General features: G+C 48.6%; 18 protein-coding genes. 13 read left to right on the forward strand and 5 right to left on the reverse strand.

Going from position 1 to position 23,459, the window contains the following annotated elements; translation table 11 throughout:
- Positions 1-138: 138 nt before the first annotated feature.
- Genes dut through ubiE form a run of 3 tightly spaced genes read right to left on the reverse strand, consistent with a single transcriptional unit; the run spans position 139 to position 2,607 of the window.
- Complete coding sequence (gene dut / locus NQF87_RS02045) at positions 139-591, reverse strand: dUTP diphosphatase (protein ID WP_266126750.1); 453 nt, start codon at positions 589-591, stop codon at positions 139-141.
- Positions 592-615: 24 nt separating this feature from the next.
- Positions 616-1,806 (reverse strand): bifunctional phosphopantothenoylcysteine decarboxylase/phosphopantothenate--cysteine ligase CoaBC, encoded by a 1,191-nt coding sequence (gene coaBC, locus NQF87_RS02050; protein WP_266126751.1) that lies wholly within the window; start codon positions 1,804-1,806, stop codon positions 616-618.
- Between the two features lie 12 nt (positions 1,807-1,818).
- The gene (ubiE, locus tag NQF87_RS02055) at positions 1,819-2,607 is read right to left on the reverse strand and encodes a bifunctional demethylmenaquinone methyltransferase/2-methoxy-6-polyprenyl-1,4-benzoquinol methylase UbiE (RefSeq protein WP_266126752.1); all 789 of its coding nucleotides are present in this window, start codon (positions 2,605-2,607) and stop codon (positions 1,819-1,821) included.
- Here ubiE and mutM point away from each other — a divergent pair.
- The 10 genes from mutM (at position 2,593) to NQF87_RS02105 (ending at position 17,235) form a co-directional block, all read left to right on the forward strand.
- On the forward strand, positions 2,593-3,483 hold the full coding sequence (mutM, locus tag NQF87_RS02060) for a bifunctional DNA-formamidopyrimidine glycosylase/DNA-(apurinic or apyrimidinic site) lyase (RefSeq protein ID WP_266126753.1): 891 nt from the start codon (positions 2,593-2,595) through the stop codon (positions 3,481-3,483). The two genes, ubiE and mutM, sit on opposite strands and share 15 nt — an antisense overlap.
- A gap of 115 nt (positions 3,484-3,598) precedes the next feature.
- A complete protein-coding gene (gene rpsT, locus NQF87_RS02065) occupies positions 3,599-3,871 on the forward strand; it encodes a 30S ribosomal protein S20 (RefSeq protein ID WP_266126754.1) in 273 nt (90 codons plus the stop codon).
- Positions 3,872-4,098: 227 nt separating this feature from the next.
- Complete coding sequence (gene dnaA / locus NQF87_RS02070; RefSeq protein WP_266126755.1) at positions 4,099-5,580, forward strand: chromosomal replication initiator protein DnaA; 1,482 nt, start codon at positions 4,099-4,101, stop codon at positions 5,578-5,580.
- A 74-nt stretch (positions 5,581-5,654) separates the two neighbouring features.
- Entirely contained in the window at positions 5,655-6,779 is a 1,125-nt protein-coding gene (gene dnaN / locus NQF87_RS02075) for a DNA polymerase III subunit beta (RefSeq protein WP_266126756.1), read from the forward strand.
- Between the two features lie 9 nt (positions 6,780-6,788).
- Positions 6,789-7,913 carry a DNA replication/repair protein RecF gene (recF, locus tag NQF87_RS02080; protein WP_266126757.1) on the forward strand — a complete coding sequence of 375 codons (1,125 nt, stop codon included), beginning with the start codon at positions 6,789-6,791 and terminating at the stop codon, positions 7,911-7,913.
- 95 nt (positions 7,914-8,008) lie between these two features.
- Positions 8,009-10,456: a DNA topoisomerase (ATP-hydrolyzing) subunit B gene (gene gyrB, locus NQF87_RS02085; protein WP_266126758.1), complete on the forward strand. Its 2,448-nt coding sequence runs from the start codon at positions 8,009-8,011 to the stop codon at positions 10,454-10,456.
- A 76-nt stretch (positions 10,457-10,532) separates the two neighbouring features.
- Complete coding sequence (locus NQF87_RS02090) at positions 10,533-11,345, forward strand: DUF3108 domain-containing protein (RefSeq protein ID WP_266126759.1); 813 nt, start codon at positions 10,533-10,535, stop codon at positions 11,343-11,345.
- Between the two features lie 29 nt (positions 11,346-11,374).
- The gene (glmU, locus tag NQF87_RS02095) at positions 11,375-12,703 is read left to right on the forward strand and encodes a bifunctional UDP-N-acetylglucosamine diphosphorylase/glucosamine-1-phosphate N-acetyltransferase GlmU (protein WP_266126760.1); all 1,329 of its coding nucleotides are present in this window, start codon (positions 11,375-11,377) and stop codon (positions 12,701-12,703) included.
- Positions 12,703-14,526, forward strand: coding sequence for a glutamine--fructose-6-phosphate transaminase (isomerizing) (gene glmS, locus NQF87_RS02100; protein WP_266126761.1), 1,824 nt, complete (start codon positions 12,703-12,705; stop codon positions 14,524-14,526). Before glmU ends, glmS begins: the two co-directional genes overlap by 1 nt.
- Positions 14,527-14,649: 123 nt before the next feature.
- Positions 14,650-17,235, forward strand: a complete 2,586-nt coding sequence (locus tag NQF87_RS02105) for a cation:proton antiporter (protein ID WP_266126762.1) — start codon at positions 14,650-14,652, stop codon at positions 17,233-17,235.
- 3 nt (positions 17,236-17,238) lie between these two features.
- On the opposite strand, the gene NQF87_RS02110 is transcribed toward NQF87_RS02105, so the two are convergent.
- Both NQF87_RS02110 and alr read right to left on the reverse strand, forming a co-directional pair.
- On the reverse strand, positions 17,239-18,621 hold the full coding sequence (locus NQF87_RS02110) for an MFS transporter (RefSeq protein ID WP_266126763.1): 1,383 nt from the start codon (positions 18,619-18,621) through the stop codon (positions 17,239-17,241).
- A gap of 109 nt (positions 18,622-18,730) precedes the next feature.
- Positions 18,731-19,810: an alanine racemase gene (alr, locus tag NQF87_RS02115; RefSeq protein WP_266126764.1), complete on the reverse strand. Its 1,080-nt coding sequence runs from the start codon at positions 19,808-19,810 to the stop codon at positions 18,731-18,733.
- 362 nt (positions 19,811-20,172) lie between these two features.
- Here alr and NQF87_RS02120 point away from each other — a divergent pair, with 362 nt between their 5' ends.
- From NQF87_RS02120 to spt, 3 genes are all read left to right on the forward strand, one after another.
- On the forward strand, positions 20,173-21,921 hold the full coding sequence (locus NQF87_RS02120; RefSeq protein ID WP_266126765.1) for a fatty acyl-AMP ligase: 1,749 nt from the start codon (positions 20,173-20,175) through the stop codon (positions 21,919-21,921).
- A 75-nt stretch (positions 21,922-21,996) separates the two neighbouring features.
- Entirely contained in the window at positions 21,997-22,251 is a 255-nt protein-coding gene (locus NQF87_RS02125; protein ID WP_266126766.1) for an acyl carrier protein, read from the forward strand.
- Complete coding sequence (gene spt, locus NQF87_RS02130; RefSeq protein WP_266126767.1) at positions 22,248-23,447, forward strand: serine palmitoyltransferase; 1,200 nt, start codon at positions 22,248-22,250, stop codon at positions 23,445-23,447. Before NQF87_RS02125 ends, spt begins: the two co-directional genes overlap by 4 nt.
- Positions 23,448-23,459: the final 12 nt, after the last annotated feature.

Genomic DNA, 23,459 nt, shown 5'->3' on the forward strand with positions numbered 1-23,459 from the left:
GCCAACGCGCGAACCGCCCTTCCAGTTTTGAAAGATAGGCAAAAGGCCACCCATCTCTTCTCATGATCGGCTCGAATACACACTGACGTCCATAATCTCAGACCTTAACAGCCAAACTTCCGGTTCATAAGGGACAAGTCAGTGACCGGTACTTCCAAACCCCCCACAGCCCCGTTCGGTTGTATCCAGACTGATACATTCCTGCCACTGTATTCTCACTACAGGGGCCAGAACGCCCTGCGCCACTCTCATACCTCGCTCGATAACAAAATCCTCTGTTCCCATGTTCATAAGGATGATACGAATTTCACCCCGGTAATCTTCATCAATCGTACCGGGACTATTCGGCACCACGAGGCCATGTTTCAATGCCAGTCCTGAACGGGGACGGATCTGAAGCTCATACCCTTTCGGTAGAGCAATACACAAACCGGTCGGAATCAAACATCTCTCCCCCGGTTTCAACGTGAGAGGAGTGTCTACAGCAGCCTGGAAATCTATTCCAGCAGCACCTGCAGTCCCATATGAAGGCAGAGCCAGACCTTCAGAGTGAGGAAGACGAAGAATACGGACGGGCACATCATTCAACATAAGTCATGACCTCAACACTAGGAATCACCGGTCATTCCCGGTTCTGAAAAAATTCACCACTCGTTCTGCCAGATGGTCTGCCAGAGACGACTTATCCATCTCAGGCCAACTTTCCACTCCAGCATCTGCCAGAAACAGAACCTGATTACGGGTACCGCCAAAGCGATGTTTCGTTACATCATTAGCAAGAAGCCAGTCACAACCTTTTTTCTGACGTTTCTGTTCTGCATGCTTCTGAAGATGATCCGTCTCTGCCGCAAAACCCACCACAAGTGCTGGCCGACCTTTCATATGAGAAATGGTGGACAGAATATCCGGATTTTCAACCAGATTCAGAACAGGTGGAGTATCGCCTGTCTTTTTCACCTTGCTCTCATAGACAGCAGCGGGCCGCCAGTCGCTTACAGCAGCTACGCAGATGGCAGCATCAAAAGGACTCTGATTCAGACAGGCTGCTTTCATCTCTTCTGCTGTCTGTACATCAATCCTTTTTACTGAAGGAGGTGTTGGCAGGCTCACAGGGCCACTGACAAGCCTGACATCAGCACCTCTTCTGGCTAAGGCAGCCGCTATGGCATAGCCCTGTAATCCAGAAGAACGATTGGAAATGAAACGGACAGGGTCAATTGGCTCAACAGTAGGGCCTGCCGTAACAAGCACCCTACGTCCTGCCAGTTCTCCTGCACCCAGCACACTTCGAACGGCGATTAATATGTCATCCAACTCAGCCAGGCGCCCTGTTCCTGTCTCGCCACAGGCCACATTGCCCTGAGCAGGCCCAACACATTTTACTCCCCTCTGACATAACAGAGACAAATTGGCCTGTGTTGCAGAATGGCTCCACATATGCGGATTCATGGCTGGTGCCAGCAGGACAGGAGCATCCGTTGCCAACAGAATGGTTGTTGCCAGATCATCGGCCATGCCCTGCGCCATACGAGCCATCAGATTGGCCGTGGCTGGACAGACCAATATCAGATCAGCCGAACGAGCGAGAGAAATATGACCTACGTCACTTTCCTGTCCGGGCTGGAAAAGATCAGCATGAACAGAATGACCGCATAATACTTCCAATGATAGAGGCGTCACAAAATGATGGGCGGCTTCTGTCATCACCGGGACAACATCCATACCCTCACGGCTCAACTGACGGGCGATGTCGAGAGCCTTATAAGCTGCAATACCACCACCTAGGATAAGGATAATACGTGGCATGATAGCTTACCCCTAGAGTCGCCAGCCCGAATGTATGGCTACGATACCTCCCGAAAGGTTCTGATAAGACACTCGTTCCATACCTGCCGAACGCATCATCTCAGCCAATGTTTCCTGATCCGGGAACATACGGATACTTTCGGCCAGATATTGATAGCTTTCAGCATCCCCGGCGATCATCTGCCCCATACGAGGCAGCACCTGAAAAGACCAAGCATCATAAACCGCTGAAAGCGCAGCTACGTCCACCTTCGAGAATTCAAGACATAAAAATCGCCCTCCTGGTTTCAGAACACGTCTGACTTCCTGTAAGACAGCATCCTTGTCCGTGCAGTTTCGCAGCCCAAAAGCCATGGAGATTCGATCCATGGACGCATCAGGGAAGGGAAAAGTTTCAGCGTCGGCCACGCAGACATCCATCTTCCCGATCAGTCCAGCCTTGATGGCTCGTTTCCGACCGACCTCAAGCATAGCCTCATTGATATCAGACAGTACGGCATGTCCACCACCACGACGCAACCAGCCAAAAGTGATGTCACCCGTCCCTCCTGCCAGATCAAGCAGATGATGCCGAGGTTGAGGTGACAACATGGTCACGAAAATGCGTTTCCAGACCCGATGAATGCCCAGGGACATGGCATCATTCATGACATCATATTTGCCCGCAACGCTTTCAAAAACCTGCCGGACAAGTGGCTTTTTCTCCCCCCGAGGTACGTCACGATACCCAAAATCAATCGTGCCAGCATCAAAATCAGCTGACGGGTAAGGAGAGGTGTGGGAAGAATGGTTCTCAGTCATGCAACCATTGTTATCCCATTGCGAATATTTATGCCAGAACTCCCAGAAGTCGAAACCATCCTTCAGAGCATGAAACCTGCTTTAACAGGGCAGAAATTCACCTCAATAGACATCAACAGGCCAGACCTACGTACGCCCTTTCCCTCCGGTCTTTCCACCATACCGCTCAATGAAACGGTTGTCAGGTTACGCCGGAGGGCAAAATATATCCTGCTTGATTTTCAGCATGGATGGAGCCTGCTGATTCATCTTGGCATGTCGGGTCGATTGTTCATTGATTCTGCTACACGCAACATTCCTTTGCGCAGACATGAACATCTCATATTCTGGACTGACAATGGGTGTCGTATTGGTCTGGTCGATCCCCGCCGGTTTGGCATGGTCGGTCTGTTCCAGACAGATCAGGAAAATCAATATCCTCCATTGAAACATCTGGGCCTTGAGCCTCTGTCAGATGATTTTACGACGGACCAACTTTCCTCCATCTGTGCATCAACCCGTGTGCCCATAAAGAATGTTCTTCTGGATCAGCGCAGAATTGTCGGTCTGGGGAATATCTACGTATGCGAGGCCTTGTTCAAAGCCCATATTCATCCTGCCAGAACTGCGGACAGCCTGACATATGAAGAACTTCATCATCTGCGCAGATTCATTACGGATATTCTTCAGTCTGCCATTGCTGCCGGAGGGTCTACCCTGAGGGATTATGTTCACACGGATGGCCAGCCCGGGGCCTTTCAGGAACTACATCTCGTCTACGATCGAGAAGGGGAGCCCTGTCCCAACTGTGCCCCAGAAAGCCGCCCATCTCATATCAGACGCATGATGCAGAGTGGTCGATCCACGTTCTTTTGTCCGCACTGTCAGAAAATCTAGCATAAAGGAACTGTCATTATCGTCGGAACTGAAGACAGAGCTTGACGTAACGTTGCCAGAGAGGTAAATGGCAAGCATTATTTTTAGCGAACTATCCGCAGGAAACCTGAAGCCCATGGCCAATAACGCATCTGCCCGTAAACGCATCCGTCAGAATGAACGTCGCCGTCTGCGCAACGCTTCCCGTCTGTCCCGTATGCGTACCTTTATCAAGAATGTTGAAAAGGCTATTCTGTCCGGGGACAAAGCAGCTGCAACAGAGGCCCTGCGGGCTGCTCAACCGGAGATGCAGCGTGCCGCTGGTAAAGGTGTCATTGCCCGGAATACGGTCAGCCGCAAGCTCTCTCGTCTGTCAGCTCGCATCAAGTCTATCTCTGCTGCAGCTTGATTGCCTATCAGAGTGGTAAGGTCGATTCATGCGTAACCGGTGAATCGACAGGGGCGCGCCCTCGGGCGCGTTCTTTTTTATTATTCAAACCAGTGAATAAAATTCCCTACGATGGACCATTGCTTCTGATGCACGATCCGTCAGTGCAGGTGAAAATGCTTGATTCCCCTTGTGAGCAAGCTTTACCCTGCTGGGGATGTGCAGGCCTGTAATTATGGAGATCGGAAGTGGAAAAAGCTCAGTCTCAGGACGCTGCTCTGGCCTCTTCTGATACAGCATCGTCTCTCAAAATATCCTGGCTACGCATTTGCGAACGTCTAAAGAATGAAGTAGGCGACGTAGAGTATAGAATGTGGATACAGCGCATTACGCTAGGTCCACTTGATGAAGATGAAATCACTCTTTACCTGCCGGAACGCTTTTTACGGGACTGGGTGCGGGGTCAATATGGCCAGCGTCTTCAGACGCTCTGGCGCGAAGAAAGCCATACTGTCCAGCATGTCGAACTACGGGTTGATAAAAAGGCCCAGCGTTCTTCAAATGCAGAAAGAGAAGCATCTTCTTCGACCCCGAAGACCACACCCTTTGATCCAGATATTCAAACTCTGGTTAAAGAAGATATTGCTGCCTTAGATCGAGAAACAACTACTACGTTGCCTTCTTCAGTTAATGAAGTGCGGAATGATCTGGCTGTCCCTCTCGATCGACGCTTCACATTCGATAATTTCGTTGTCGGTAAGCCCAATGAGTTTGCCTATGCCTGTGCTGGGCGAGTTGCAGATCATCCGGCAAGCCCCGGGTTTAACCCGCTTTTTCTGTATGGCGGAGTGGGACTGGGTAAAACACATCTCATGCATGCCATTGGTCTCAAACTGATGAGTCGTGGAAACATTTCAGTAGCGTATATGTCTGCTGAAAAATTCATGTACCGCTTCATTGCCTCCATGCAGTCAAAATCACAGATGGAATTCAAGGAACAGCTGCGCTCCGTTGACGTCCTGATGATTGATGACCTTCAGTTCCTCATTGGGAAAAACAGTACTCAGGAAGAGTTCTTTCATACTTTCAATGCGCTGGTTGATGCTGGTCGGCAAATTATTGTCAGCGCAGACAAAAGTCCTTCCGACCTCTCAGGACTTGAAGACAGATTACGGACACGGCTGGGTTGCGGCATGGTCGCTGACATTCATGCAACCACTTTCGAACTCCGTATCTCCATCTTGGAAGCAAAAGCAAAAGCCTCCGGTACACCGGTGCCTCCCAAGGTGTTGGAATATCTTGCCCATAAGATCACAACTAATGTACGGGAACTAGAGGGCGCACTGAATCGCCTGATCGCCCATGCGGACCTTGTTGGTCGTCCTGTAACACTGGAATCAACGCAGGATGTCCTGAAAGATATGCTCAAGGCTCATGAACGACGGGTCACGATTGATGAGATCCAGCGTAAGGTTGCGGAGCACTTCAACATTCGTCTGACAGACATGTCTTCAGCACGTAGGGCACGGGCCGTAGCACGTCCTCGACAGATTGCCATGTATCTAGCCAAACAGCTCACAAGCCGCAGCCTTCCAGAGATAGGTCGGAAATTTGGAAATCGGGATCATACAACAGTCATGCATGCGGTCAGCCGTGTTTCTGAACTTATGGAACAGGATCCCGGTCTAGCTGAAAGTGTTGAACTTCTGCGGCATATGCTGGAGGGTTGAAGACATCTTTTCAAACACACACTTATTTTGCTAGGAATGCGTACTGCTATTCCCGATAAGGCTCTGGGGTCCTCATGAAGTTCACCGTTGATCGCGCGCCGCTTCTGCGTGCACTTTCTCACATTCAGGGTGTCGCCGAAAAACGGAACACCATCCCCATTCTGGCCAACGTGCTGATGAATCACGACGGTGAAATTCTGCGTCTGACAGCAACAGACATGGAAATTGCAATCGTGGAAGAAATTCCGTCAGAGGCAACCCGTGCAGGGTCTGTGACTGTGCCTGCCGCTGTTCTGTTCGAAATTGTTCGAAAACTCACCGATGGCGCATTGATTGAGTTTGAGCAGGAAAGTCAGGAAGAGCCTCTTCATCTCAGGGCTGGCCGTTATGAGACCAATCTGAACGTTCTCCCTGTGGATAATTTTCCAGCCATGCTTGCTGGAGATCTGCCGCATCATTTCTCTATTGAGACCAATGGCCTCCGTGATCTGATCGACCGCACCCGGTTTGCCATGTCCAACGAGGAAACCCGTTACTATCTGAACGGAATCTATCTTCACATTGTTCTTGAAGATAAAAAGAACTATCTGCGTGCTGTAGCCACTGATGGTCACCGGCTTGCCAAAATCGATACGCCAGCTCCTTTTGGAGTAGAAACCATGCCAGGGATCATTATCCCTCGCAAAACGGTAACTGAGCTTCGAAAACTGCTTGAGGGCGACGGTTCCTCCGTAGAGGTTTCCCTTTCTGAAACCCGTATCCAGTTCCGTATTGGTTCTATCCTGCTGACGTCCAAACTGGTGGATGGCACCTTCCCGGAATACTCTCGGGTTATTCCCCAGAATAACTCCCGTATTCTACGGGTTGCAAAGCAGGATCTGGCCGCTGCTGTAGGACGCGTAGCTGCAATCAGTCAGGAACGTTCACGCCCTGTAAAGTTGACCATCACCAGAAATCATCTGACTCTTTCTGCTGTCAGCCCTGATCAGGGCATTGCACAGGAAGAACTAGACGAAAATAGTGTCACCTATGACAGCGATGATGTGGAAATTGGGTTCCAGGCACGCTATCTGACTGACATTACAGATCAGATTGATGTCGAAGTAGAATTCGCTTTCGCCAACAGTTCATCACCGACGCTGATTCGTGATACAGGACAGCCTTCCGCCCTATATGTTCTCATGCCCATACGAGTCTGACGTATAACCTTGAAACTACAGCGACTGATATTAACAGATTTCCGTAATTACGGACGCTGTATCTGGGAACCGACTACTCCGTTAACAGTTCTGACAGGTGAAAACGGCAGCGGTAAAACCAATTTTCTGGAAGCCATCTCTCTCCTTGCTCCGGGGAGGGGGCTTCTGGGATCAGCTCCCCAGCTTCTTCCTCGCCACGGTACATCCCATTGGGGGATAGCGGCCGCATTAGAAAGAGGGAAGGAGTGTTTTCATCTATCTACTGGTTTTTCAGGAGAGCGAGGGCGTCGTACCTTCCTGCTGGATGGTGAAAAACCTCGCACCGTAGCTGACATTGCACGACTTTATTCCTGTGTCTGGCTTACGCCACAAATGGAGCGTCTCTTCCTTGAGGGAGGATCGGCCCGACGTCGCTTTCTGGATCGTTTGACCACAGCTCTGGTTCCCGACCATACCCAGCAACTCGTGGCACACGAACGCTCTGTCATGAATCGAAACCGGGTTCTGATGGAACAACCAGGTGAAGCTGCCTGGCTCGATTCACTGGAGAGATCCATCAGTCGCCATGCTGTTGCTGTAACGGCGGGTCGCCTGAATCTCATAGAAACATTACAGGCAACACCTTTTGGCAATGAGGCCTTTCCTCGCACCAGCCTCGACATACATTGCCCTATTTCAACTGCCCTGAAAGAAAAACCAGCTCTGGAAGTGGAGGACTGGCTCTGCTGTCTTCTCAGACAGTCACGTCATCAGGATAAAATCCGAAAAAGTACCTCCGTAGGTGCGCATAAAGCCGACATGAGCCTGCGTGATACGACATCTGGCAGAAGAACCTCACACTCCAGTAGTGGGCAGAAAAAGATTATGCTGCTCAGCATTATCCTGTCTCACGCCCACGCTATAGACCGGATATGGGGATATCCACCCGTCATCCTGTTGGATGAACCACTGATCCATCTGGATGAAAGACGGCGCACAGTCCTGATGGAAAGTTTATCCGTCCTGAAGACCACAACTCTTTTGACTGGAACTGAAGCTGATCCTTTCTTTCCTGTCAGAAAATTTGCTGAATTCTTTCAGGTCCGTGATGGAGAGCTTCATTCTGCCCGAACCTTCCCAAACATGGTCAGATGATCACCGGGGCAACAAGGGATTGCACTGGTCAGAAGAGGGTTCTCGCAGTATATTCACGCCTCATATCCGCCATCTAACCGGAGTAATGCTTAGGCATGTCAGAATCCCATAACCAGCCGGAAATTCAGTCTTCCGATCGTGAGGAATATGATGCCTCTTCCATCTCCGTACTGCGGGGATTGGATGCGGTTCGTAAACGGCCCGGCATGTATATTGGGGACACTGATGATGGCTCCGGCCTGCATCATATGGTCTTCGAAATTATTGATAATGCAGTCGACGAGGTTCAGGCAGGATATGCCACTTATTGCATTCTGACTCTCAATGGGGATGGCTCTGTCACTGTCCGTGATAATGGACGGGGAATTCCCACAGACATGCACGAAGAAGAAGGAATCAGTGCTGCTGAGGTTGTTCTCACGAAGCTGCATGCTGGCGGCAAATTCAATCAGAATTCTTACAAGGTTTCTGGAGGGCTGCATGGCGTGGGTGCTGCGGTCGTCAATGCCCTTTCGGAGAGTATGGATGTCCGTATATGGCGACAGGGCAAAGAACATGTCATTCACTTCCGTCATGGAGAACGAGTAGCACCACTGGAAATTATCGGCAGCTCTGATGAAGAAAATGGGACTGAAGTTACCTTCAAGCCCAGCGCAGAGACTTTCTCCAAGACTGAGTTTGAATTCAGTATTCTGGAACGTCGTGTCCGTGAACTTGCCTTTCTGAATTCAGGCATGAAGATCATTCTCCGTGATGAACGCCATAGCGAAACACGGGAGGTCGTCTTTCATTATGAAGGTGGGCTGACGGCTTTTGTCCAATGGCTCAACAGCTCCAAAACTGCCCTGATTGATCCGCCCATTACGGGTGAGCTTCAGGATGAAGCATCTGGCATCCGGGTAGAGTTTGCTCTGTGCTGGAATGACAGCTTTCACGAAACCATGCTGTGCTTTACCAACAATATTCCCCAGCGTGATGGGGGTACACACCTTGCCGGTTTCCGCCAGGCCCTGACACGTGCCGTCGGAAAATATGCCGCTCAATTAGGAAACAGGAAAGAAACCAACAGCCTGACCGGTGAGGACATGCGGGAAGGGTTGTCTGCCGTACTGTCCGTCAAGGTTCCGGATCCAAAATTTTCATCACAGACCAAGGACAAACTGGTTTCCTCGGAAGTTCAGCCTGTAGTGCATACCATTGCAGCTGACATGATCAGCCATTGGTTTGAAACACATCCCAAGGAAGCCCGGATCGTCATTGCCAAGATTGCTGACGCCGCCAACGCTCGGGAAGCTGCCCGACGCGCCCGTGAGCTGACCCGACGTAAAGGGGTGTTGGATGTATCATCTCTCCCAGGAAAGCTGGCAGACTGCCAGGAACGGAACCCTGAAGGGGCGGAACTTTTCATCGTGGAGGGTGACTCTGCTGGAGGGACGGCAAAGCAGGGGCGGGACCGTCGCTTCCAGGCCATCCTTCCTTTGAGAGGAAAGATTCTGAACATTGAACGCGCCCGGTTCGATCGGATGCTGGGATCTGCCGAAATTGGTACGCTTATCACAGCATTAGGCACAGGCATCGGTCATGGCCCCGCCGAGCAGGGGGGCTTCAATATCGATAAGCTTCGGTACCATAAAATTGTCATCATGACGGATGCTGATGTGGATGGCTCCCATATTCGTACCCTTCTGCTGACGTTCTTCTTCCGTCAGATGCCACAGCTGATAGAGAATGGTCATCTCTATATTGCGCAGCCTCCACTGTTCCGTGCAAAACGGGGTCAGGAAGAGCGTTATCTCAAAGATGAACCTGCCTTGGACGCCTATCTGCTGGACAAGGCCCTCGGGAATGCCTCCATAACCCTTCATGATGGCCAGGTATTGGAAGGAGCTGCCCTTCGTGAGGTGATTGAGCGTTTCAGTCATATTGCTCAGGACTTGCGTGCTCTTGCAGCTCGTGTGCCACTCTGGGTTGTTGAGCAGGCTGCCGTAAGTGGTCTCATCAATGCTGATGCAGCGATCCGTCAGCAGAAGCTGGAACAATTCGCCATGCGTCTGAATTCAGCCTCTCCCGAAAATGAACGGGGATGGGAGATCGAAGCTGATACACAAGGTGTCATCTGCCGACGTTTCCTGCGTGGTGTGGGAGAATGCTACATATTTGAAACAACACTTCTTCGCTCAAGTGAAGCCCGTCGTCTTCAAGCTCAGACAGATTGGCTGGCTACTTTTTTCACTAAACCAGTTGTCCTGACTCTGGATCAAAGAAGTTCTAAATTCTCTGGTCCAGGTATGTTGATGGAACATGTTCTTGCTCAAGGGCGCCGTGGTCTGGCCATCAACCGTTTTAAAGGGCTGGGAGAAATGAATGACGAACAGCTCTGGCATACAACTCTTGATCCGGCTTCCCGCACTTTGCTGCAGGTTCAGATCGGAGATGTTGATGAGGCAGGACAGGTCTTTTCGACTCTCATGGGGGATGTCGTGGAGCCGCGTCGTGAATTTATCGTTGATAATGCCCTGAAAGTTGCCAACCTTGACGTCTAATCATCAATCCCCATTCCGGAGGTATATAGCCGGATGGTTTACAGGTCTGGCAATAGTGTCCTCTTGTCTCTTCGGGATGACAAGGGCCGATGCCCAGTCTGCTTTACCAGTTCTTCCTCAGCCGGAAGGTGCGATAAAGTCGGCAACAGCTCAGAATATACACCTTCATTTTGGTGTTTTTGTTCATGGCTATCATGCTTTAAGTGCCGATGCTGATTATGTTCTGCAGCCTTGGGGATATGGTGTAGAAACGCACCTTTATACCGTTGGCCTGGCAAGCTGGTTCCTGACACTCAATTTATTGAGTAATGCTCAGGGCCATTTCAATGGCGATGATGTTTCTCCCGTTGCTTTTAGCAATAATGGCTTTTCTCATGGCGAAGAACAGAAAGCTCATATTGATTTTGATATTTCTGGTCCTCACGTCACCGTCTTGGTTCCACCAGACAAACAGAGGGAACCATTACCAGACACTGAACTTAAACAATCCGTCGATATGCTGAGTTACCTGGTTTTCCTGACCCGTCGCATGTCCCTGAAGAATGATTGTAATTTCAGTAAACCGGTTTTTGACGGTATTCGTCTTTCCTATCTGGAAGTGCATGGCCCAGCCAGAGCAGCCATTCCCAGAGATCACGGCTCATATTTCAAGGGAAATTCTCTGAGATGTGATTTTACAGGACGGCAAATTGGCGGATTTTCAATTGGATCCCGTTTCAAAGCAGCCCAATCCACGCCACATCCGGGAAGTGTCTGGTTTGTACAGGATGAGAAAGCCGGGCTTTTGCCTGCGCGTATTGAATTTGACCATTACAAAATGGGTGAAATCCTGATCGTTCTACAGGCGGAGCCGAAACTTTCCGCAATATCCCATGATCAGGCTCACTAGGCTTTTTTTACATACAGGAGGCACGATCCATGAGTTGTACCACCACTGCCGTCATTCTGGCTGCTGGCATGGGGACACGCATGAAGTCTCGCCATCCCAAAGCCATGCAACGATTGGGGAATCGCCCCATGATATGGCACCTGATTGAGACTGCCCAAAAGGTCGTCGACCGAATTGTGGTCGTCGTTGGACCTGACATGGATGATCTGACCCGTTTTGTGGCACCTCATGAAACTGTCATTCAGGCAGAACGTTTGGGTACGGGCCATGCTGCAAGGATAGGTATAAAGGGTCTAGACAGGGGCAAGGCTATCATCCTCTATGCAGACAATCCCCTGTTAACATCTGGCACCATGAAGCATCTTCTAGATACACATGAAAATGGCAATACCCTTTCTCTATTAGGGATGCGTCCCCAAAACCCTGGGCACTATGGCAGAATAGTCACAGAAAACAGTGGTCAGGTAAAACGCATAGTAGAATACAAAGATGCTTCTGACGATGAAAAACAAATAACACTCTGCAATGCTGGCATGATGTGCGCATCTGTCGCTGATTTAAAATCGTGGTTAAACACTATTGCGCCCAACAATGCACAGAAAGAGTACTATCTGACAGATATAGTGGCTCTAGCTTCCAAACAGGGAAAGGTCAGCTGTGTCGAAGGAACAGAAGAAGAACTGTCTGGTATTAACTCCAGGCAAGAACTGGCACAGGCTGAGATACGTTTACAGGCCCGTTTGCGTCAGGACGCTCTGAAACGGGGTGTTACACTGATCGATCCGGCCAGTACTTTCCTTGATTCTGATACAAAGTTTTCTACCGATGTTGTTGTTGAACCCAATGTCTTCATTGGTCCGGGCGTCACATTAGAAGAAGGCTGTACAATTCGCGCTTTCTCCCATCTGGAAGGCTGTACTGTAAAATCTGGTGCCGTGATCGGCCCGTATGCCCGCCTTCGCCCTGGAACGATCTGTCGTGAGAACAGTCATGTCGGCAATTTCGTAGAGCTGAAAAATACTGACCTTGGAGCAGGGGGCAAAGCTAACCATTTAACCTACTTGGGAGACGCCCGAATAGGAAGCGAAAGCAACATCGGGGCAGGAAGTATAACCTGCAATTATGACGGTGTTTTCAAACATCAGACTATCATCGGGAAGCGATGTTTCATTGGTTCGAACAGCGTCATGGTTGCTCCGATAGAAATCGGGGATGAAGCCGTGACTGCAGCTGGTAGCGTCATTACAGATACCGTTCCATCTGCGGCTCTTGCTTTTGGAAGAGCGCGGCAGGAGAATAAAAAGAACAAGGGACTTGCTCTCCAGCAGGCCTTACGGAAGAAGAAGGAGCAGGGCTGATGTGTGGTATTTGTGGTGTTGTTGGACATCGTCCCGCTACTCCGATCGTTTTTGAAGGCCTGCGCCGTCTGGAATATAGAGGCTACGATTCTTCTGGTATTGCTACCGTTGAGCATGGCCGGATTTCACGCCGTCGTGCGGCCGGGAAACTAGATAATCTGGGAAAAGCCTTAAAAGAAGCCCCTCTATCTGGCACAACAGCCATTGGTCATACTCGTTGGGCAACACATGGTGCGCCAACGGCAACGAATGCTCATCCACACAAAGTTGGTAAAGTCGCCATCGTTCATAACGGTATTATTGAGAATTTTTTAGACCTCAAGAAAACTCTTGAATCCAAAGGGCGTCACTTTGAAACGGAAACCGATTCAGAAGCTGTTGCTCATTTGCTGGATGAGCATGTCCAGCAGGGGATGGCTCCTAAAGAAGCTGCCTTCGCGACAATCCGTCACTTACAGGGTGCTTATGCCATTGCCATGATTTTTGAAGGACATGATGACCTTTTAATCGGGGCACGACATGGCGCACCACTCGCCATCGGTTATGGTAATGGCGAGATGTTCCTCGGATCAGACAGTCTCGCTCTAGCTCCACTTTCCAACCGGATCACTTATCTGGAAGATGGAGACTGGTGTGTTCTGACCAACGATCACGTCGAGATCATGGACGGACAAGGTAACGTCGTTGAACGTCCCGTTCAGACAACAGCCCTGACAACGGGGCAGATCGGTAAAGACGGATACCGACATTTCATGGAGAAAGAACTTCATGAACATCCTGTCGCCATTGGCCAGACACTCCAGCGCATCGTAGATCCCGTGACACGACGTATTTCTTTGCCAGAAATGCCGTTTGATGTTGCCAGTCTGGCCCGTGTCACGATTACGGCCTGTGGTTCAGCTTTCTATGCTGGTATGGTTGGTCGGTACTGGCTGGAAGAACTTGCCCGTCTCCCTGTCGATATTGATGTAGCATCGGAACTTCGTTATCGCCGTCCACCACAACCGGATCAAGGACTGGCTCTGCTCATTTCTCAATCTGGTGAAACCGCGGATACACTCGGAGTGTTGAGAGAACTTAAGAGAGCCGGCCAGCATATTGTGTCTGTCCTGAATGTAGAACATTCCACTATGGGACGGGAGAGTGACCTTGTTCTTGGCATGGTTGCAGGCCCTGAGATTTCAGTAGCTTCCACAAAAGCATTTACAGCTCAATTGTCTGTTCTGGCGGCTTTGACCATTTATTTTTCTCGTCAACGACAGTTAATTGATGAAATGCGGGAGAGGGAACTGACAGATAGTCTCCTCGATCTTCCATCTCATGCAATGGAAGTTCTCGGGCTGTTTGATCAAATCCGTACCATGGCCCGTGTTATAGCCCAAGCTCGTGATGTTCTCTACTTGGGGCGTGGCATCTGTATGCCTATTGCTCAGGAAGGTGCATTAAAACTTAAAGAAATCAGTTACATTCATGCAGAAGCTTATGCTGCGGGAGAATTGAAGCATGGCCCAATCAGTCTGATTGATCCCAGTGTTCCAGTCGTCGCCATTGCACCATCGACCATTCTGTTTGACAAGACTCTGTCTAATCTTCAGGAGGCCCGTGCTCGCGGGGGACGTATTCTCGTTTTCACAGATACGAAAGGAGCGGAACAGCTGAAAACTGTTGCTGATCATATTGTCGTTCTACCAGATGTAAATGCCTTCACCGCTCCTATCCTTTATACAATCCCTGTACAAATTCTCGCCTATGAAGTTGCTCTGCTGAAAGGTACTGACGTTGATCAGCCTCGTAACCTGGCCAAATCCGTCACTGTAGAATGAGGACTTCTTCATCTGTTTTCCCGAACGGGTGACAGGTAGTCTTTTGTATAAGACTTGCTAGAAAATGTTTTTAACCGTAAATTTTAGAGGCTATATGCGGATGAGTAGAGAAGGGGATATCAGATGGAAATAGGGCTTGCCGCTGTTCTCCTGACCCTTGCCTTTCTTCTCTTTCTCATCAGTTTTATTCCTCCCTTGGCCAAGAAAATTAACCTACCTGAGACGGTCATCATCGCCGTATTGGGCATTGGCTTGGGGTCGGTTTCATCTCTTATCAACAATTCTATGGGACTGGACCTTCTGGAAGGACCGGCCGGTGCACTCCTGTCGTTTCCCATTAACAGTGAGGGATTTCTTCTCATCTTCCTGCCGCTTCTGGTTTTTCAGGGAGCCATGGGAATTAATGTACGCAGTCTAACACATGAGATTGCGACAGTTCTGCTTCTGGCCATTGTTGCTGTCATTGTCTCCACAGCCACAATAGGGTTTGCCCTGTACCCTTTTGCCCAGCAGAGTCTTGTTGCCTGCCTGTTACTGGGAGCTATTGTTGCAACCACAGACCCCTCCGCCGTGGCTGGGATTTTCCGCGAAATCGGTGCTGCTGCGCGGTTAAGTCGCCTGGTAGAAGGGGAGGCTCTTCTGAATGATGCAGCTGCTATCGCCATTTTTACTATTCTCATCTCAGCCATCACAGCACATCATCAGATCAGTTTCAGCGAAGCCTGTATCGACTTTCTAACCAGTTTTGCTGGCGCAGTGATCATCGGCATAGCTGTGGCTCGCCTGGCTTTATTCATGATCACGTCAATCAGTGGCTTTCCCGCTGCTGAGATTACACTTTCTCTTATTCTACCCTATAGCGTCTACATTCTTTGTGATGACATTCTCGGATTCTCCGGTGTTGTTGCAACTGCTTCAGCTGGATTGACAATTTCTGCTTTTGGACCATCCACGTTCCGCCCACAAACATGGCGTTTTCTTCGAGAATTATGGGAACAGATAGAATTCTGGGCCAGTACTCTGGTCTTCATGCTGGCAGCCATGCTGGTTCCCCGCATGATGATCGGCATTACCAAATGGGATTTTTTTCTTATCCTCATAGCCAGTTTAGCCGGACTGATTGCCAGAGCTGCCGTCATTTTTGGTCTGCTACCATTACTCATCATTACACGTCTTTCCCCACCTGTACCAATACGCTTTAAAACAACCATGGCATGGGGTGGATTAAGAGGGGCCATTACATTGGCTCTGGCCCTTGCTGTGAATGAAAATCCACACATCAATGATTCCATTACTCATTTCGTAGGAATTGTTGCAACAGGCTTTGTACTGAGTACACTTCTTATTAATGGAACGACACTTCGCTCTCTAGTCCTATTCTTAAAACTGGATAGATTGTCTCCCATTGATGAGGCTCTGAGAAACCAGATTATTGGTATTGGTCTCAGCCATGTAGCGCAACGTGTGACTCATGTTTCTGACGAACTCAGCTTTGGTGTCCGTACCAGAGGCGGTGTCATCAGTAGGCTTGAACAACGCGCTGAGAAAGAAAAAGCCAGCAACAATTTTGAAACAGCTCTGAATGATAAGGACCGTGTTAACATGGCCCTTCTGACTATCGCTAACCAGGAACGTTCTCTGCTTCTGGATCTCTTTCGAGTACAGGGAATGTCCAGTCGCAGAGTAATTGAAACATTATTACGCGCAACAGAAGCTATTGTTGATGCTACCCAACTTGAAGGGCGTTATGGCTATGTAAAAACACGCCGTAAAAGCCTTCAACCATCATTGCGTCTTCGTATTGCACAAATGTTACATAGACGCTTCCACATAGATCGTCCTTTAACAATCTGTATGATGGAGCGTTTTGAGACATTGATTATTTCTCATCTGGTCTCTACATCTCTTATCCGATTTGTTCGAGAAAGAATGGAACCAACCCTTGGCCTTCGTATTACAGAAATTGTTTCAGAGGTCCTTGGTCGTCAACGGAAATTACTTGATGATGCATTAGCAACTCTCAGATTACATTATTCTGGATATTCAGAGGCTCTGGAAAGCCGACTTCTTCGTCAGATTGCACTTCGTCTTGAAGATGAAGAGTATGCCACGCTGGCCAAGGACAATCTTATTTCACAGGAATTACATAGAGAACTTCATAAATCTATTGAACGGCAAAGAAACAGACTTGACACGCCACTACGCTTCAATCTCCGTAGTGGAATTGAACAACGTTTAAGATCTTTCCCAGCTTTTAATGGTGTTCCTGATGGAGCACTCCATGATCTTGCCGGCCGCGTATTCATCTCTTTTCTCTCTCCTGGTGAAATTCTGATTCGTAAGGGAGAACGTATCCGCACTATTTATGCGCAGGTTGCTGGTCTTGTCGAAACATCGACCAGTGCTGAGACTCAAGAAGTCATGTTGGGGGCAGGGGACCTTATTGGGGCAAATAGTCATATTCTAGGAAAACGTGCTCAGAATACCGTCCGTTCCTTACAGTTTTCTCATATGCTTGCTATTCCTAGAGCTGATTTTGACAAGCTTTTACAAAATTATCCCATTGTTAAACGTCAGATCATGAAAAGGCATGACATGCGGCTGAATGGGGCTTTAGAGACCAGTGTGGTGATTACCAAGGAAGGGAATAGTATTTCTCCAGTTCATGAAGCAGGTTTCATTATTTCCCCAATCATGGAAAAAAGCTGAGTGTCAGGTCGGCTTATCCAGCGTAGGGGAAAATAATCTTCCTGCCATCCTGCTAGAAGCTAGTAGCCCAAGAGTAGATAGCAAGGCACCTCCTGAATGGAGGAGCCAGAAAAGTGAATCTGAAATCTGGTGCAGTAAAGAAGCTAGTTTACCAATCATCATATTTCCTAAAAAAATATGTAATGTAAAACAGGAGACAAGAGTAGTATTATATCGAATTGGAGCATAACGGGAGAATAGAGCCATCCCCGTGGCAAAAGTCATACTACAACCAATGTCATTCACTGTATGAAATATTACTCCCCACCATAAATTTATCTGGTGAGGTCCAGGATATAACCATTCCGCGCAGACTAGAAAAATAGGTCCTGATGTAGAAATTCCGCTTCCGATGATGATTTTTGTCATGTCATGAACAGCACCGTATCGTGCATCATACCAACGCCAAAACCACAGAATGAGTAGACCTGTCACCATACTAATTACACTGTCTAATGAGACAAGCGTACTAGCAGGATATGTCATCCCCATTATTGCGAGTTGATAATGCTCGCTCCCCCAAAGCAGGTAACCATCCATAATTTCTTGATTTGGCAAAACCCCTAGAGCAAAAAGGACAACCAACCAAAGCAGAAATAGAATGCGTTTTTTTTCTACGATGCCACAATTCGTGTTCTCTACTACAGAAGCGTACATATGCGTTTCTTCTGCAGGTAAATAACAACCCCATGCTGCGTAACAGATCAGACCGATCAACATGGCGCAGCCTGTTGTACAAAAAGCCAAATACCATGCAACTGTTCCGAGAAAAGAGCAGAGTAGGGGAGAGATAATCGCCATGATCTGGATGCTTTGACTATATATCTGGTACGCATCTGATCGCCGTCGATCATTCAGTTCATACAGAGCACCGACCTGTGCTTTCAGACTTCCTGAAAAAGCCACTCCAACGAGAAACCCTAATAGGGCCAGAACGAATAACTGTTCCAGCATCATGCAGAAAAAGCTAATTGTCAGCAAAATGATACCGATAATACCGGAGCGCGTTTTTCCCAATCCTCGATCAGATATGAAACTTCCCAGAAAAGGAGCTGCAAAAATAACAGCCATGATCAATCCTGAAAGACTTCCTGCTGTCGCATCCAGCCCCTTAGGTTCATAGAGTTTTTTATTAACGGCGAGTAAGAGAGGAAGGCCGAGAATCTTTTCGGCACGCACCGGATGCTGGAATATATCTTTCAGATAAACTACCAACACTGAAAGCATTCCGTACTGGGCAAATGAGAGCCAACCTTCGGTCCAAAAAAGAATCCATAACCCTTTGGGATGTCCCCAGATTTCGGTGGTGGTGGTTGGACAGAATGTTTTTGTCAGATGGTTGGTCATATGAAATTTATATCATTAGATTGGCAGGTACAAAAGTCGTATAATATATATTATGCCAACTAGCAAGACCTAATATCCCCAGAACAAACTCTATCCCATTTATATAGAACTACCCACGATAAAAACGATCAAACCGATATCCCAGCGACGTCAAAACTTCGTAACTAATCGTACCAACACTATCGGCCAACCGCATTAGATCCTGTTTTGATCTGATAACACTCAACCAAGCACCTTCCCTCAATAAAGCTGATCTCAAAGCTGTTACATCTACAGAAAGACTATCCATAGAAATTCGACCTCGTATTGGCAGACGTATTCCATCTTTCCACAACGCTCCAATTTCAGAAAAAGATCGGAATATCCCATCCGCATAACCAATACCTACCGTAGCTACACGCATGGAACGCTCTGCACGATAAGTCAGGCCATAACCAATACGATCCCCAGAACACAACTGTCGAATCTGTAAAATTTGAGCTTCAAGCTCAATCGCTAACCGAAATTCATTACTCTCATATCCCGGGGTCAGCCCATATAATGCAATCCCAGGCCGAACCATGTCAAAATGATATTTTTCTCCTAAAAAAATACCTGATGACGCCGAAAGAGAACGTGGAACTCCTGGAAAGGCAGCAGTCATATTAAGAAACCGTCTAAGCTGCTCAGTATTAGCTATATCTTCAGGACAGTCAGCGCACGCGAGATGACTCAACAGCAATACGGGCCGAAAATCTATCACCGCTTCATCACAAAGGTCTTTACATGAAAGACCAAAGCGAGACATCCCCGTATCAAACTGCAAAGCTGCCGGATGTTCTTTACCTTCCCTCTGACAGAAAGAACGCCACCCTTTAAGCTGTTCTAAACTATTGATTACTGGAATCAAATTATACATTGTCATGAACTCTGGATAGCCTGGTAAAAAACCATGGAGAATGAAAATCCTTTTTTTAGGCAAGAATGCTCTTAACATTTTTCCTTCTTCGGGATGGGCCACAAAAAAAGTCTGTACAGCATCCGCAAGGGTAGCAGCCACTTTTTCCATGCCCAACCCGTACGCATCGGCTTTTACGACAGCAGCACACTCCGCACGAGATGCAATTCTCGATAGGCAAGCGTAGTTTTCTCTAATGGCAGAAAGATCCACTGCTAAACGTGCACTTGTCTGTTTACTGGAATGTTCCATCCCAGACCTCTTTTTCCTCTATGTCCCTACGACCCTGAAAGCCTGGTTTTACGAGAACATTCTTCCAAGAAGATTATTATTTAATGACAGAAACATCCTCTAAAATCACCAGCTTCCTAGATTTTTTCTAACAATTTTCAACGCTGAGCACGGCCATAATGGCATAATGTCATCAATTTCGCATACAAATTTGATGACATATGCTTGAGGCAGAGGGGGTTTTTGTATTAGAGACAGGTCACACCATGCTGCTCTGCTATGTGTGGAGCGGCCTTTACCCTATGCACAGGGGTTAAGTTTTTTTGATTTCGCAGGGGCCTTAAGATTTCCAGTCTGATGGTCCAAACGGAGCTAGTCCAGGTTTGACCGAGGCCAATCAGAAACCCAATCCCGTCCTCTCCATCACGCCAAGCCGTTCAGGTATTGAACGCCGCTATGGGGATTTTTCCAGTTTTCCTGCTGCCCTTGATTATGCAGCACAGGGGAAGAGCGGCTTCAATATATATTCCGGACGTGGGACCCTGCTGGAAGTTCTTCCTTATAGTCTGCTGCGCCAGCAGGCGCAGGCTACGGCTCGTCGTCTGCTTGGACTGGGACTGGAACCGGGCGACCGGGTGGCCATTGTTGCTGAAAGTGATGGCGATTTCGCCCGTATTTTCTTTGGCTGTCAGTATGCAAGCCTCGTCCCTGCTCCCCTTCCCCTTCCCGTCGCTTTTGGTGGAAAAGAAGGATACATCGACACTCTACGCGGCATGATTACGACTGCTGATGCCCGTGCTGTCGTAGTGCCAGACGTCATTGGTGGGTGGACCTCCGATATTATAGCTGGTTTTTCTCTTGTTTTTGGTGGCTCTCCTGCTGATCTGATGTCACTGGAAGAAAGCAATCTTCCTCTCCCGAAGATTCAGGAAGACGGACTATCCTATCTTCAATTCTCCTCCGGTAGTACCCGTTTTCCCATGGGAATCAGTGTCACGCAAAAAGCCGGCATGGCAAATGCTCACGCCATTGCCCGTTATGGCCTGCAGGTTTATCCAAGCTCTGATGAGCGTGATGACCGTTGCGTATCCTGGCTGCCGCTCTATCACGATATGGGTCTTGTCGGCTTTTTCCTGACCCCAATGACATGTCAGCTTTCTGTTGATCTTTTGCCTACACGGGAGTTTGCTCGTCGCCCCCATATCTGGCTGGAACTGATTGCCCGGAATAAAGGCACCATGTCTTACAGCCCTTCTTTTGGTTATGAGCTGTGTGCCCGCCGTGGGGCACGAGAAGATATCGACCTCTCCTCATGGCGGATTGCCGGGATTGGTGGAGATATGATCAGGCCCCATATCATTCATAATTTTGCAGAAACCTTTGCCAAACGCGGATTTGACGCCAAAGCTTTTGTCGCCAGCTATGGCATGGCAGAAACAACTCTCGCCATAAGCTTTGCTCCCCTTAATACCGGCTTGCGTACCGATAGGGTTGATCTGTCTATCATGGAACAGAAAGATTATGCCCAGCCCGCTGAAAAGGAAGGCGAATCTACCCGTGACTTCGTGTTATGTGGCGCCTGTCTCTCCGGGCATCAGATTGAAGTGCGTAACAGTGCCGGAAGCGTTCTGAAAGAACGTGAGATCGGGACCGTCCATGTTCGTGGACCCAGCCTCATGGCTGGTTATTTCAACAGACCGGACGAAACAGATCAGGTATTGTCTCCTGATGGATGGCTGAATACCGGGGATATTGGCTATATGCTTGATGGTCAGATTGTCATTACGGGGCGAGCCAAAGACCTTATTATCATCAATGCCCGTAACATATGGCCTCAAGACCTGGAGTGGGCTGCTGAACATGAAGTGACCTCTCTTCGCTCCCGCGATGTTGCTGTATTTTCTGTAGATGACAGGCAGGGTGAGCGTGTTGTCGCCTTGGTCCAGTGCCGCTATACGGATGAGGAACCCCGTGTCAAACTACGGGATGAGCTGGTAGCCCTCTTCCGCCGTCTTCATGGCATTGATGTTGATGTTGTTCTGGTTCCGCCGCGCTCTCTTCCTCAGACATCTTCTGGAAAACTGACCAGGGCCCGGGCCAAGACCATGTACCTCAACAACGAGTTTGCCTGAACGCAAAAGGCTATCTCTCGACGTGGGAAGATTATATAATTCTTCTTCTTTCGCTTGGTCACAAAGGGACAAAACATGACAGACAGTGTTGCCGACATCTCCCATCTCATTCTCCAGAAGCTTCTGGAGAACCCCAAAGTGCCACGCGACATTTCTGGAGATAGCCGGATTGTTGAGGATCTGGCCTTTGACAGTTTGGCCGTCATGAATTTTGTGATGGAAATTGAAGATACGCTTGATGTTTCCGTCCCTCTCGACAAACTTGCGGATATACGCACTATTAACGATCTAGCTGTATGCCTGCACGGGATTAAGGCAGAACAGGCATGAGTGCCGGACTTTTTGATAAATACTCTAGCCTGAAAAGGAACTATGATTCCCTCATGGCTGCAAGCCCAAGGAATCCTTTTGGCGTTGTGATAGAATGCCCCCTCTCTGCCACAGTAGGTATTATTGAGGGACGGGAAACTCTTCTCTTTGGGACAAATAATTACCTAGGTCTCAGCCAATCTAAAATGGCTCGAGATGCAGCCATACATACGGCTGAAACCATGGGCGTTGGAACGACCGGGTCCCGCATTGCCAATGGAACATTCGGATTGCATCAGAAACTGGAGCAAGCTCTGGCGGGTGTTTTCCATAAGAAGCACGCCATGGTTTTCTCTACCGGGTACCAAGCCAATCTCGGTACAATTTCTGCCCTTGTCAACAAAGATGATACCCTTTTCCTTGATGCTGACAGTCACGCTTCTATCTATGATGGGGCCCGTCTCTCCGGCGCACAGGTAATCCGCTTTCGTCATAATGATCCAGTCGATCTTGAGAAGCGGATTGCCCGAACGGATAAAACCCCCGGTGCACGTCTTATCATTGCCGAAGGCATTTACTCCATGACGGGGAATATTGCTCCCCTTGATAAATTTGTGGAGGTTAAGAAACGGCATAACGTTCCTCTGATGGTTGATGAAGCTCATTCCTTTGGGGTTTTGGGTGATCATGGTCGGGGCGTCGCAGAAATGCAGGGCTGTGAGAAGGATATTGACTTTATTGTTGGTACCTTCTCAAAGTCTCTTGGAACAGTTGGTGGGTATTGTGTAACGGATCATGATGAAATTGATCTGATGCGCCTCTGCTCACGTCCGTATATGTTTACGGCATCTCTTCCCCCTGAAATTATTGCTGCCACACTCGCAGCTCTGGAAGAGATTAAGAATAGGCCAGAGTTGCGTCAGAAATTGCAGGATAATGCAGCACGCCTGCACCATGGCTTCAAGTCTGTTGGACTCAATACGAGCAACTTCATATCGCCAGTCATTGCTGTAACTTTGGAAAATATTCCCCAAGCTATCACATTCTGGAATGCTCTTCTCGATGCTGGCGTTTATGTTAATCTTTCTTTGCCGCCCGCCACACCAGATAATCGTCCCCTGCTACGATGCTCAGTAATGGCGGCGCACTCTACTGAAGAAATTGATCAGGCAGTGGAGACATTCGGTGTGATCGCCAAGAAATTAAATCTGGTCTGATCAAAACCGTAG

The organism is Bombella dulcis (assembly GCF_026385505.1).
Classification (GTDB): domain Bacteria; phylum Pseudomonadota; class Alphaproteobacteria; order Acetobacterales; family Acetobacteraceae; genus Bombella; species Bombella dulcis.